This is a genomic window from Herbaspirillum rhizosphaerae, from assembly GCF_046025915.1.
In the GTDB taxonomy this organism is placed as follows: Bacteria; Pseudomonadota; Gammaproteobacteria; order Burkholderiales; family Burkholderiaceae_D; genus Herbaspirillum; species Herbaspirillum rhizosphaerae_A.
In genome coordinates this window covers 370798-383751 of sequence record NZ_JAQQFR010000005.1, presented here as the reverse complement: position 1 = coordinate 383751, position 12954 = coordinate 370798, and the positions used below count along the sequence as shown (strand labels likewise).

Below are 12954 nucleotides of genomic sequence, written 5' to 3'. Positions count from 1 at the left end.
GTGCTTCAGATGAACCGTGAATCGTTACAGCGAACGCGCCAGGCGAATACCGCTGTACTGCCAGCATGCCGTCGCCGGAAAAAAGTTGCGATAGCTGACGCGAGAATGTCCCAACGGCGTCGCGCCGGATGAGCCGCGCAAGACGTATTGATTGACCATGAACTTGCCATTGTACTCACCGACGGCACCGTCAGGAATCGCATAGCCCGGATAAGGCGCATAGCTGCTCGACGTCCACTGCCATGCCGTGCCGAAAAATTGTCGCCCCTCGTTGCCGAGCGCACCGGCGGCGTATTCCCACTCCGCCTCGGTCGGCAAACGTGCACCGGCCCAGCGTGCATAAGCATCAGCCTCGTAGTAGGACAAGTGCAGCATCGCCGCATGCGGATCCAGCGGCAACATGCCGTGTAAGGTGAACTCTTGCCATCCGCCGTCGTCCTGACGATGCCAGTACAACGGGTGTTTGATACCGTTGCTGCTGCGCCAGTCCCATCCAGCCGACAGCCAGTAAGCTGGATTATCATAGCCGCCCTGCTCCACAAACATCAGGTATTCGATATTGCTGATCAGGCGCGAACCGATGGCAAATGCTTCAACAAATTGGCGATGCGACGGCAGCTCATTATCGAAACAAAATCCTCCATGCCGATAACCTATCTCCACGACACCGGCGTCGAAGGTATTCCACTCCAGTTCAGTCTGCACCGGCATGGCCTGCAAGGCGCGCGGCAGATAAGCCGGCTTGAGCGGATTGAGCGACAGCAGATGTTTGACGTCGGTCAGCATCAGCTCCTGATGCTGTTGCTCATGCTGCATGCCCAGCTCCAGCAAGCGCAGACAATTCTCATCGCAAACATCGGATAACAGCAACGCTTGCATGCGCAGATCGATGTTGGAACGATAGGCGCGAATCTCGGCCAGCGACGGACGTGTCAGCATGCCGCGCTGCGGACGTGGATGCTTGTCGCCGACGCCTTCATAGTAAGAATTGAACAAGACCCGGAACGCCGGATGAAACGGCGAAAAATCAGGTTCGTAGCTTTCTAGAATGAAGGTCTCAAAGAACCAGCTGGTATGCGCCAGATGCCATTTGACCGGGCTGGCATCAGGCATCGACTGCGCGCTGCAATCTTCATCGGACAACGGCGTGGCGAGGATCATCGAGTATTCGCGCGTACGCAAAAAGTCATCGACGATGGCTGCGTTCGTTGCGGCCAGTGCGGCCGTTTCGTTATGCATGCTGCTTATCTCCCTGTGCAGATGTTATGCATCTTTTTTGCCGCTCACACCGGCCGCGCGTAACAGAGCATGAACCACTTCTGCGGATCGAACCACATCTTGGCCTGGCCGAACCCGGCTTGGCGCAACAAATCGTTGAAGCCGTCGGGCGTAAATTTATAACTGTTCTCAGAATGGATACGCTCGCCTTGGCGGAATTTTCTCCCGCCTCCGCACCATGTCACGGTGACATCGCGGCGTGCTTCCAAATGCATTTCGATACGCGACAACTCGGGATTGAAGAAACCGCGATGCTGCCAGTCATCAACCACGAAATCGCTGCCCAGCAAACGATTGACGTGCAACAGCGCATTGCGGTTGAATGCCGCAGTCACGCCCAGTGCATCGTCGTAGGCCGCATCCAATACCGCCTTTTCCTTGACCAGATCGATGCCGAGCAACACCCCGCCCGCTTCGCCCAGTTGCAGGCCATGGCGCATGCGGCGCAGGAACTGCAGTGCTTCTTCCGGCGCGAAGTTGCCGAGCGATGATCCTGGATAAAAGAACAGACGATTTTCACGTCCGACCGTCGAAGGCAATTGCAGCGAGGTCGAAAAATCCATCGCGATTTCCTGCATTGGTATCGCAGGGAATTTTTGCCGCAAACCGTTCACGGCCTCGCGCAGGAATTCCGTCGAGATATCGATGGGCACATATTGACGCGGCTGCAAGGAAGGAAACAGGCGCGCTGCCTTAGCGCAATTGCCGGCGCCCAGGTCGATCATGGTCACGCCTTTGCCCACGGTAGCGGCAATATCCTCGGCATGCTGATCGAAAATCTGCGCTTCGGTACGGGTCGGGTAGTACTCCGGCAGCGCGCAAATCGCTTCGAACAAGGTGGAGCCGAGCGCGTCGTAAAAGTATTTAGGAGAAATGCTGGCGGTTTCAGCCGTCAGTCCGTCATGCAATTCACCTCGTATCGGGCAATTCTCCGTCCAATCGTCCTGCATGTCCTGCGACAATCGTTGAGCCAATTTTGCTCTCCTTGTTGTAACCGCATGATGTAACGGCACAATGTAACCGCACAATATAACAACTGCATGAACGCAATCGGCACGGTATGCAAGCATGCAATACACTAGACCGCGTTTAGTAAGTACTAGCCACCGAATATTGAGCGCACATGGCGCATTTCAAGGGGTCAATCTGTTGTCAGATTGAATAGTTGAGGAATGCATATACTTATGCATTCTATCGACTTGCAATCACCAATGTGGTTCACCGCACGATAAAAATTCTGACATTCAGCCTATAAGTTGCTTCATCAACATCACAAATCTTGCCAACATGTCATCAAGCGTCAAACCTGAACCAGCCAAAGGCAGCATCAAAACTCTGATCGGCCTGCTCCCCTTCCTGCAACCTTACAAGCGTCAATTCATGCTGGCCGGCCTGGCGCTCATCGTCGCCGCAGCAGCGACACTGGCGATTCCGTACGCCTTCCGGCAAATGATCGATCTCGGTTTCGGCAAAAGCGGCATCGGTGGCGGTAGCGCTGATGCCGCTGCAAGCACGCTGCACATCGATCTGTATTTTCTTGCACTGTTCGGCGTAGCCTGCATCCTCGGCGTGGCGACAGCGGCACGGTTTTATATGGTGTCGTGGCTGGGCGAGCGCGTAACGGCGGATCTGCGCAGCGCCGTCTACGCGCATGTGGTCACGCAAAGCCCGCAATTCTTTGAAACCACCAAAACCGGTGAAGTGCTGTCACGCCTGACCACCGACACGACGCTGATCCAGACACTGGTCGGCACCAGCATTTCAATGGCGCTACGCAACGGACTGCTGTTCATCGGCGGCATGGTCATGTTGTTCATCACCAGTGTCAAGCTGTCGTCCATCATCATCGTGATGCTGGCGGCCGTCGTGCTGCCGATCGTGTTTTACGGTCGCCGCGTGCGCAAGCTCTCGCGCGAATCGCAAGATCGCGTCGCCGATGCCTCCGCGCTGGCCGGCGAGATTCTCAATGCCATGCCGACGGTACAAGCCTTCACGCATGAAGAGATCGAAGCCAAACGTTTCGGCACATCGGTGGAGCGCGCTTTTCATACCGCCATGCAACGCATCCGGGCGCGTTCCGTGCTGACGATGATGGCGATCCTTCTGGTCTTCGGCGCGATTGTGTTCGTGCTGTGGTTGGGTGCGCATGCCGTCGTTCAAGGCAGCATGAGCGGCGGCCAGCTCGGTCAGTTCATCCTGTACGCATCGCTGGTGGCCGGCTCCATCGGCGCCTTGTCGGAAGTGCTGGGCGACACGCAACGCGCAGCAGGCGCCACCGAGCGCCTGCTCGATCTGCTGACCGCAAAATCACCGGTGCAATCGGTGTTGCTGCCTGAAACGCTGCCACCGCGCACAGCGAATGGCGCAGCGCTGCACATGGAAGACGTCGTCTTCCACTATCCGTCTCGTCCAGACAGCAGCGCGCTGATGCATCTGTCGCTCGATATCAGACCGGGCGAAACCATCGCCATCGTCGGCCCGTCCGGCGCCGGCAAGACCACGCTGTTCCAGTTGCTGCTGCGCTTCTACGATCCGCAGCAAGGCACGATCAAACTGGATGGCGTTGATATCAAGTTTCTTTCCCTGCAAACTCTGCGCGGCGCCATTGGCATCGTGCCGCAGGACACCATCGTTTTTTCCGAGAATGCCTTGGAGAACATCCGCTTTGGCCGCGCCGACGCCAACGACGAGGAAGTCATTGCTGCAGCGAAGATGGCGGCGGCGCATGAGTTCATCGAGCGCCTGCCACAAGGCTACCAATCCTTCCTGGGTGAACGCGGTGTGCGTCTGTCCGGCGGTCAGCGCCAGCGCATCGCGATTGCGCGCGCGCTGCTGAAGAATCCCCCGCTGCTCTTGCTGGACGAAGCCACCAGTGCGCTCGACGCCGAATCCGAACGTCTGGTGCAATCTGCACTGGAAGCCGCCATGATCGGCCGCACCACGCTGGTCATCGCACATCGTCTGGCGACCGTGCAACGCGCCGACCGTATCATCGTGCTGGAACACGGCCGCATCGTAGAGACTGGCACCCATGCTTCGCTGATTGCGCAGAACGGTCTTTACGCCAGTCTGGCTGCACTGCAGTTCAATACCGACTAAATGCTGAAATCATGCGCCGTCTGGAAGACACGTGAAGAATCCGGCGGCGCCAAACGCGATTTCACAAAATAAAATAGACTTCTGGTTTCACCGAACAACCACTTCCCTCTACTTCCCACTTGCGAGCGCGCCATCTATCTCACGTGCGCAGCAAACAAACAGGAGCTTCCGATGAGCAGCAAATTATTCTCCCCGCTGAAGTTGCGCGAACTGACTCTGCCGAACCGCATTGCCGTCTCCCCGATGTGCCAATACTCGGCACAGGACGGTTTCGTCAATGACTGGCATCTGGTTCATCTGGGCAGCCGCGCCGTGGGCGGCGCCGGTCTGGTGATCGTGGAAGCGGCCGGCATTCTGGCCGAGGGCCGCATCACACCGGAAGACGTCGGCATCTGGAAAGACGACCACATTGAACCGCTGCGCCGCATTACCCGCTTCATCGAAGCGCAGGGTTCTTTCGCAGGCATCCAACTGGCGCATGCCGGCCGCAAAGCCAGTGCCTGGCGTCCATGGGCCGGCAAGGTCGGCACCGTACCTGCGGCAGAAGGCGGTTGGGATACCGTAGGCCCGTCGGCTATTCCTTTCGACGCCACCTTCAAAGCACCTGTGGAACTGAGCGTGGAAGCCATCGCGCAACGCGTGCAAGCTTTTGCCGATGCCGCACAACGCGCCTTCAAGGCCGGCTTCAAGGTCGTTGAGGTGCACGCCGCACACGGCTACTTGCTGCATGAATTCCTCTCGCCGCTGAGCAATCAACGTACTGACCAATACGGTGGTTCACTGGAAAACCGTGCGCGCTTCTTGCTGGAAGCTGTCACTGCCGTACGCAAAGTCTGGCCGGCAGAACTGCCGCTCTTCGTCCGTTTATCGGCAACCGATTGGACTGAGGGCGGCTGGAATCCCGACGAGACGGTTGCGGTTTCAAGCATGCTGCGCGACCTCGGCGTCGATCTGGTCGACGTCTCCAGCGGCGGTAACGTAGCGACAGCGACGATTCCCACCGGACCCGGCTATCAGACTGCCTTTGCCGCGCGAGTAAAGAGCGAAGCCAAGATCGCCACCGGCACCGTCGGCATGATCACCGATGCCATTCAGGCGGAACATGTTCTGCGCACCGAGCAAGCCGATCTCGTGCTGCTGGCGCGTGAACTGCTGCGCGATCCTTACTGGCCGCTGCGCGCCGCCGATGCGCTCAAGGAAAACGTCGCCTGGCCGCCGCAATACGTGCGCGCTGCATCGAGCAAGACGCCATTGCGTGAGAGTGTCGACTACGGCGACCTCGACTGATCCGACAGCGACATTCCGGGACGATGGGACGATATTCGGACTGCATGTCGAAGGTATATCGTCCCGAATGGTTTCGATGGCTTCGTTTTTTGCGTTGACCTGACGCAACTTTCCCAGCCGTGGTATAACTAACTCACGGCATACGCCAGTCGCTTCTGCAAGCCATTCCGCCGGAAGTGATTTCAAAATGATTTCAACATTCTGCTTCGCATCCTTTCATCCCTGATTAGCAAAGAGATACTCATCATGTACAAAGACGTTCAACTATTCATCAATGGTCGCTGGACTGCCAGTGTCTCCGATCGCACCATTCCGGTCGTCAATCCAGCCACCGAAGAAGTCATCGGCCACATCGCTCACGCCAACAAGCAAGACCTCGATGCTGCGCTGGCTTCCGCGCAAAAAGGTTTCGACACCTGGCGCAATATCTCCGCTTTCGAGCGCTCAAAGATCATGCGCAAGGCTGCCAACATCCTGCGTGAACGCGCTGACGAAGTCGCGCAACTGATGACGCTGGAACAAGGCAAGCCACTGGCTGAAGCCAAGGCAGAAACCCTGGGCGCCGCCGACACCATCGACTGGTTCGCCGAAGAAGCCCGCCGCACCTACGGCCGTCTGGTACCAGCGCGCGTGCCGAATGCTTATCAGATGGTGATCAAAGAACCGGTCGGCCCTGTCGCCGCGTTCACACCATGGAACTTCCCGCTCAATCAAGTCGTGCGCAAGCTGTCGGCAGCACTGGCGGCAGGCTGCTCCATCATCGTCAAGGCGCCGGAAGAAACACCGGCCTCGCCTGCTGAACTGATCCGCGCGTTTGCCGATGCCGGCATTCCTGAAGGCGTGGTCAATCTGGTCTACGGCGTGCCGTCGGAAATCTCCGAATACCTGATCCCGCATCCGATCATCAAGAAAATTTCCTTCACCGGTTCGACCCCGGTCGGCAAACAACTGGCCGCACTGGCCGGTACGCACATGAAGCGTGCCACGATGGAACTGGGCGGCCACGCACCAGCTATCGTGTTCGACGATGCCGATATCGACGCCGCAGCCAAGCAACTGGCGATGGCCAAGTTCCGCAACGCCGGCCAGGTCTGCGTCTCGCCGACCCGCTTTCTGGTGCAAAAGAAAGTGTTCGACGCCTTCGTCGACAAGTTCATCACCGCTGCCAGCCAACTGAAGGTCGGAGACGGCATGACTGCCGGCACGACCATGGGCCCGGTCGCCAACAAGCGTCGCATCCCTGCACTGGAGGCACTGATCAGCGACGCCGTGGAACAAGGTGCGCAACTGCGCTTTGGCGGCAAGCGCGTCGGTGACAAGGGCTACTTCTTCGAACCAACCGTGCTGACCAACGTACCGCTGTCGGCACGCGCCATGAACGAAGAACCGTTCGGCCCGCTGGCATTGATCAACTCGTTCGAGACACTGGACGAAGTGATCGCCGAAGCCAACCGCCTGCCGTTCGGCCTGGCTGCCTACGCTTACGCCAAGTCGGCGCAAACCAAGCACGCCCTGTCGACACGCGTTGAAAGCGGCATGATCACCATCAACCATCTGGGCCTGGCCTTGCCGGAAGTACCGTTCGGCGGCATCAAGGACAGCGGCTACGGTTCTGAAGGCGGCACCGAAGCGATCGAAGCTTACGTCAATACCAAGTTCGTTTCGCAGCTGGACGTGTAAGCACTTCACGCAGCGACAAAAAAGCCCGCGCTCTTGATTGAGCGCGGGCTTTTCATTTTGTGGAGCCGGACATATCGCCGACTTTGTTTCATTCCCCATCATCCTGGCGCACGCCAGGATCCAGTGTCGTGCGTCTCAAGCAAAGAAACGACACTGGATTCCAGCATTCGCTGGAACGACAAGGATTAGCGAAGGCCGCAGAACTATTTGTGCTTTTTCCCATGGCAATGACAGCCGACGACGTGGTCATCAATGACGCCTATGCCTTGCAGGTAGGCGTAGACAATGGTCGAGCCGACAAACTTGAAACCGCGCTTGAGAAGATCTTTTGACACCTGATCCGATAGCGCCGTCGTGGCAGGTGCATCACTCAGGTTTTTCCACTTGTTGCGGATCGGTTTACCGTCGACATACGCCCACAGAAAAGGATCGAGGCCTCCGACTTCGTCGCGCAGGCGCAGATAGCTTTGCGCATTGGTGATGGTCGCCGCCACTTTCAGGCGATTGCGAACGATACCCGGATCGGCCAGCAACTTCGCCACCTTGGCATCGGTATAGCGCGCGATCTTTTCCGGATTCCATTGATCGAAGGCAGCTCGGTAGGTTTCGCGCTTGTTGAGTACGGTCTCCCAGCTCAGGCCGGCTTGCGCGCCTTCCAGGTTGAGCATTTCAAACAGGCGCGTCTCGTCGTGGCATGGAACGCCCCATTCTTCGTCGTGGTAAGTCACGTAGCGCGGATTGTCGAGATTGACCCAGGCGCAGCGTTGTACGCTCATTGCTTCCTCACTCATTTTCCAAAGTTTATAACGGCCATAAAGGCGGTTCATCCATCAGCGCGATCTGCTCGCGCAATTCCAAAATTCTGTCCTGCCAGTAGCGTTGCGTATTGAACCATGGGAAAGCCTGCGGAAACGCCGGATCTTCCCAACGCCGCGCCAACCATGCGGAGTAATGAATCAGGCGCAAGGTGCGCAAGGCTTCGATCAGATACAACTCGCGCTGCTCGAATTCGCAAAAACTCTCATAACCGGCCAGCAGATCGGACAGCTGGCGCACCATGTCGCCGCGCTCACCCGACAGCAGCATCCACAGATCCTGAATCGCAGGTCCGCTGCGGCTATCGTCGAAGTCGACGAAGTGCGGCCCGGCGTCGGTCCACAAGACATTGCCGACGTGGCAGTCGCCATGCAGACGCAATTGCTTGATGTCGCCGGCACGATCAAAGCAACGGCGCACACCGTCCAGGGCGTGATCGACCGTCGTCTTGTATGAGGTCAGCACGTCCATGGGAATAAAGTCGTTGGCCAGCAGATAATCGCGCGGCTCTTCGCCAAAGGTGGCGATGTTCAACGCCGGTCGATGTTCAAACGAACGTTGCATGCCGACCGCATGGATACGGCCGATGAAGCGACCCAGCCATTCCAGCGTGTCGGGGTTATCGAGTTCGGGCGCACGGCCGCCATGCCGGGTGAAGGCGGCGAAACGAAAGCCTTTAAACTCCTGCAAGCTGCGGCCGTTGGCAAGTTGCATGGCGGGAACGACCGGGATTTCCTGCTCGACCAGCTCGTTGACGAAAGCATGCTCTTCGAGGATCGCGGTGTCGCTCCAGCGTTGCGGGCGATAGAACTTCGCCACCAGCGGCGGCCCCTCTTCCATGCCAACCTGATAGACCCGATTCTCATAGCTGTTGAGCGCCAACAGACGCCCGTCGCCATACAGGCCGACACTATCGAGTGCATCGAGCACGGTGTCCGGCGACAGCCCGGCGAAGTTGAATACGGTGGTGGAATCGGTCATGGCCGTATTGTACGTGCCCGGCGCAGGCAACGGGAAAGAGGAACCTGAAACCGGCGGTAATCCTCGCCTCCGCAGCCGAATGGAATTAAACTGCGGTTTTATTCGCAACACGGACGCACATCATGCAACTTGACCAGCCCCTTTCCGACGAAGAGTTCGACGAACTCGACGATTTCCTGTTATCCGACCGTTGTGCCGACGACGCCATGACCATGGATACGCTGCACGGCTTCCTCACCGCACTGGTGATCGGCCCGCAGGAAGTCCTCATGGCCGAATGGTTGCCGCGCGTCTGGGGCAGCCAGCCGGAAGACACGCCAAAGTTCAAATCACCGAAAGAAGCCGAACGCATTACCGGTCTGATCGCGCGCTCGATGAACGAAATCGCCATCACGCTGGAAGTCGCCCCCAAGGAATACGAACCACTGTTCTGCGAGCGTGAGCACGAAGGCAAGAGCCTGCTCGATGGCGAAGCCTGGGCCGGCGGCTTCTGGGAAGGCATCCAATTGCGCGCCAAGGAATGGGATCCGATTTTCCACTCCAATCTGTCCGAACTGATGCGCCCGATCTATCTGCTGGGTTCGGATGAGCTGGAAGAAGAAGAAATCCCGTTGATCGAAGATCCGGTCAAGTCGCACAAGCTGGCGGTGGAAGTGGAATCAGCGATTCCGCACATCTACAAATACTGGCTACCGCATCGCAAGTCTGCGGTGGAAACCGTGCGCCGCGACGGCCCCAAAGCCGGCCGCAACGACGATTGCCCATGCGGCAGCGGCAAGAAGTACAAGAAATGCTGCGGCGCAGACAAGGCGTCACCAGTTTGAACCTGTTTGCGATCTGTAGCGAGAGGCCATCAGCCGGTGACGGCCGGAGCGGAGGAACCGGAATGTACTTGAGTACATGAGGATTCCGAGCACCGCCCGACGCCGGATCATGGCCTCGCAGTAAGATCGCGGACAGGTTCTAGGCTCCGGCGGCATCCCACAGCAACTTACAACCAGCAACAAACAGAGCCGCGACGGTAATCTGATAGAACCGCGCCTGGTTCACCTTCATCAGCATCTTCAAACCCAGCCAGTAACCGACCGGCGCCAGTGGCAGCAAAGCCAGCGACGTGGTCAGGTTGCGCGCATCAAACAAACCGAGTGCAATAAAGGGCACGACCTTCACCGCATTGATCACTGAAAAGAAAATCACCGATGTCCCGACAAACATCAATTTGTCGAGTTGCTGAGGCGCAAGATAAATCACGAACGGCGGTCCGCCGGCGTTGGCAATGAAGCTGGTGAAGCCGGACAGGGCGCCCCACACCGAACCTTTGGCGATACTGGGTTGCGTCGGGACAGCCGCACTGCCCAACCCCACGGCTCGCTGCACGACGAAGGCGATCGACAAGACCCCAATCAGGCCGCGCAACATCGCGTCGGACGTAAAACGGAAGGTCAATGCGCCGACTGAGATACCGATCAATGCAGCGGGGATCAGAATGCGCAGATTGCGCATGTCGCCTTTGCCACGGAAAGTGATCAGTCCCATGATGTCCATGGCGATCAGCAAAGGCAGCATGATGGCCGCGCCGACTGCAGGCGAGGCCACCAAAGACAGGATGGGAATGGAAAGAATGCCGAGCGAGCCGCCGCCCATGCCAGACTTGGAAATGCCGACGATCAACACCGCGGGGATCGCCGCTGCGTAGAACAGCGGATCCTGGATCAAGGCAGAGTCCTCGACCGCAATCGCGTCGTCGGCGTGGTCATCAGAGGATTACTCCTTGATGAAATGCTCGCGGTAGTACTTCAGTTCTTCAATGGATTCGATGATGTCGGCCAGCGCGGTGTGCTTCTGATGCTTCTTGAAACCGCTTGCCAGTTCAGGCTTCCAGCGACGGCACAACTCCTTGAGGGTGGACACATCGAGGTTGCGATAGTGGAAGAAGGCTTCCAGCTTGGGCATGCCACGCGCCATGAAGCGGCGATCCTGGCAAATCGAATTGCCGCACATCGGCGACTTGCCGACCGGCACGAATGGCTTGAGAAACGCGATCAGCGCTGCCGAGGCTTCTTCTTCGGTTACGGTCGATGCCTTGACGCGTTCGATCAGACCCGAGCGGCCGTGAGTGCCTTTGTTCCATGCATCCATGCCGTCGAGGATTTCGTCGGACTGATGGATCGCGAACACCGGGCCTTCAGCCAGGATATTGAGTTCAGGATCTGTTACCACTACAGCAACTTCGATGATGCGATCGTTGTCCGGATCGAGGCCGGTCATTTCCATGTCCACCCAAATCAGGTTGAACTCGTTCGGACGGGCCGGGATCGTATAAGTAGGCGCGCCAGCATTGGCAACGTTGGCATCGGTGGCTTGTGACATAATTGTTCTTTCTGCAGGTTCTGCTTAATTCGGTACTTAATTTGTTGCTTGAATTGCGGCTTAATCTGTTGCTCGGGTCGACCGCTCATCCCATTCAATTCGCCATTTTCATCGAATTTTTTGAACGGTTTTGCTGACCGCCATTTTCGCACAGGGAAAGAATGTATTCACTCACGTTTTCGGTTTTGTTTGTTGGTTTTCTGCTGTTGACGCTGCTCGTGCGGTTCTGGCTCAGCTCTCGCCATATCCGCCACGTACTGGCTCACCGCAGCGCGGTTCCGGCCGAGTTTGCCGAAAAAATCCCGCTGGCGGCACATCAGAAGGCAGCCGACTACACCGTCGCCCGCACCAAATTCGGCCTGCTGACACTGGTCGTCAATTCGGCCGTTCTGGTCGGATTTACGCTGCTGGGTGGCTTGCAGTTGCTGTCGAGCTTGCTGCTGGGATGGTTTGGCGGGCCGGGAATGCTGTATCAATTGGGATTGATTGTGGCGTTTGCGCTGATTTCCGGTCTGATTGATCTGCCCTTCGATTACTACCGCCAGTTTGTGCTGGAAGAATATTACGGCTTCAATAAAATGACGCGCGGCCTGTTCTTCGCCGACACCGTCAAGAATTCGCTGATTGGCGCGGTCATTGGCTTGCCGCTGCTTTGGGTCATCCTGACGCTGATGGACAAGTCGGGTTCGCTGTGGTGGTTCTACGCGTGGCTGGTGTGGAGTGGCTTCCAACTGCTGATGCTGGTGCTCTACCCGACCGTCATTGCACCGTTGTTCAATAAATTCACGCCACTCGACGACGACAGCCTGCGTTCGCGCATCGAAGGATTGATGCAGCGTGTCGGCTTTGCCTCCAAAGGTTTGTTCGTGATGGACGGTTCCAAGCGCAGCGCACACGGCAATGCCTACTTCTCCGGCTTTGGCGCAGGCAAGCGCATCGTCTTCTTCGACACCCTGCTGGCGCGTCTGGCGCCGCATGAAATCGAAGCCGTGCTGGCACATGAGCTGGGCCATTTCAAACTCAAGCACATCGTCAAGCGCATCGCCGTCATGTTCGCGATCTCGCTGGTGTTCCTGGCGTTGCTCGGCTACCTCAAGGGTCAGGCCTGGTTCTACACCGGACTGGGCGTTGATCCGATGCTGTTCGGCAGCAACGATGCGATGGCGCTGATCTTGTTCATGCTGGCCTTGCCGATCTTCACCTTCTTGCTGTCGCCTTTGTCGTCGCTGTCGTCGCGCAAGCATGAATTTGAAGCTGATGCATTCGCCGCGCAGCACACCAATGCGCAAGACCTCGTGTCGGCGCTGGTCAAGCTGTATGAAGACAATGCGTCGACGCTGACGCCTGACCCGCTGCATTCCGCCTTCTACGATTCGCACCCGCCGGCGTCACTGCGCATCGGCAAACTGCACGCTGCGCTGAACGCGGCACACTAAGGTAAAA

The 12954-nt window shown here is 57.7% G+C and carries 11 protein-coding genes; 5 read left to right on the top strand and 6 right to left on the bottom strand.

Annotated features, from left to right (window positions below; all coding sequences use genetic code 11):
• Positions 1–24: 24 nt before the first annotated feature.
• Positions 25–1239, bottom strand: a complete 1215-nt coding sequence (egtB, locus tag PQR63_RS10395; RefSeq protein ID WP_408167782.1) for an ergothioneine biosynthesis protein EgtB — start codon at positions 1237–1239, stop codon at positions 25–27.
• A gap of 44 nt (positions 1240–1283) precedes the next feature.
• Positions 1284–2228 (bottom strand): L-histidine N(alpha)-methyltransferase, encoded by a 945-nt coding sequence (egtD, locus tag PQR63_RS10390; RefSeq protein ID WP_408167794.1) that lies wholly within the window; start codon positions 2226–2228, stop codon positions 1284–1286.
• 337 nt (positions 2229–2565) lie between these two features.
• Here egtD and PQR63_RS10385 point away from each other — a divergent pair, with 337 nt between their 5' ends.
• The 3 genes from PQR63_RS10385 (at position 2566) to PQR63_RS10375 (ending at position 7344) form a co-directional block, all read left to right on the top strand.
• Entirely contained in the window at positions 2566–4377 is a 1812-nt protein-coding gene (locus PQR63_RS10385) for an ABC transporter transmembrane domain-containing protein (RefSeq protein ID WP_408167781.1), read from the top strand.
• Positions 4378–4548: 171 nt separating this feature from the next.
• The gene (locus tag PQR63_RS10380; protein WP_408167780.1) at positions 4549–5664 is read left to right on the top strand and encodes an NADH:flavin oxidoreductase/NADH oxidase; all 1116 of its coding nucleotides are present in this window, start codon (positions 4549–4551) and stop codon (positions 5662–5664) included.
• Positions 5665–5910: 246 nt separating this feature from the next.
• On the top strand, positions 5911–7344 hold the full coding sequence (locus PQR63_RS10375) for an NAD-dependent succinate-semialdehyde dehydrogenase (RefSeq protein WP_408167779.1): 1434 nt from the start codon (positions 5911–5913) through the stop codon (positions 7342–7344).
• Between the two features lie 203 nt (positions 7345–7547).
• Here PQR63_RS10375 and PQR63_RS10370 read toward each other — a convergent pair whose 3' ends face one another.
• Positions 7548–8120, bottom strand: a complete 573-nt coding sequence (locus PQR63_RS10370; RefSeq protein WP_408167778.1) for a DNA-3-methyladenine glycosylase I — start codon at positions 8118–8120, stop codon at positions 7548–7550.
• A gap of 25 nt (positions 8121–8145) precedes the next feature.
• On the bottom strand, positions 8146–9141 hold the full coding sequence (locus PQR63_RS10365; protein ID WP_408167777.1) for a serine/threonine protein kinase: 996 nt from the start codon (positions 9139–9141) through the stop codon (positions 8146–8148).
• Positions 9142–9263: 122 nt separating this feature from the next.
• Here PQR63_RS10365 and PQR63_RS10360 point away from each other — a divergent pair, with 122 nt between their 5' ends.
• A complete protein-coding gene (locus PQR63_RS10360) occupies positions 9264–9965 on the top strand; it encodes a UPF0149 family protein (protein WP_408167776.1) in 702 nt (233 codons plus the stop codon).
• 139 nt (positions 9966–10104) lie between these two features.
• Here PQR63_RS10360 and PQR63_RS10355 read toward each other — a convergent pair whose 3' ends face one another.
• Positions 10105–10857: a sulfite exporter TauE/SafE family protein gene (locus PQR63_RS10355; RefSeq protein ID WP_408167775.1), complete on the bottom strand. Its 753-nt coding sequence runs from the start codon at positions 10855–10857 to the stop codon at positions 10105–10107.
• A 48-nt stretch (positions 10858–10905) separates the two neighbouring features.
• Positions 10906–11511, bottom strand: coding sequence for an oligoribonuclease (orn, locus tag PQR63_RS10350; RefSeq protein WP_094563086.1), 606 nt, complete (start codon positions 11509–11511; stop codon positions 10906–10908).
• 161 nt (positions 11512–11672) lie between these two features.
• On the opposite strand from orn, the gene PQR63_RS10345 reads away from it, so the two are divergent.
• On the top strand, positions 11673–12947 hold the full coding sequence (locus PQR63_RS10345; RefSeq protein WP_408167774.1) for a M48 family metallopeptidase: 1275 nt from the start codon (positions 11673–11675) through the stop codon (positions 12945–12947).
• The last annotated feature ends 7 nt before the right edge of the window (positions 12948–12954 follow it).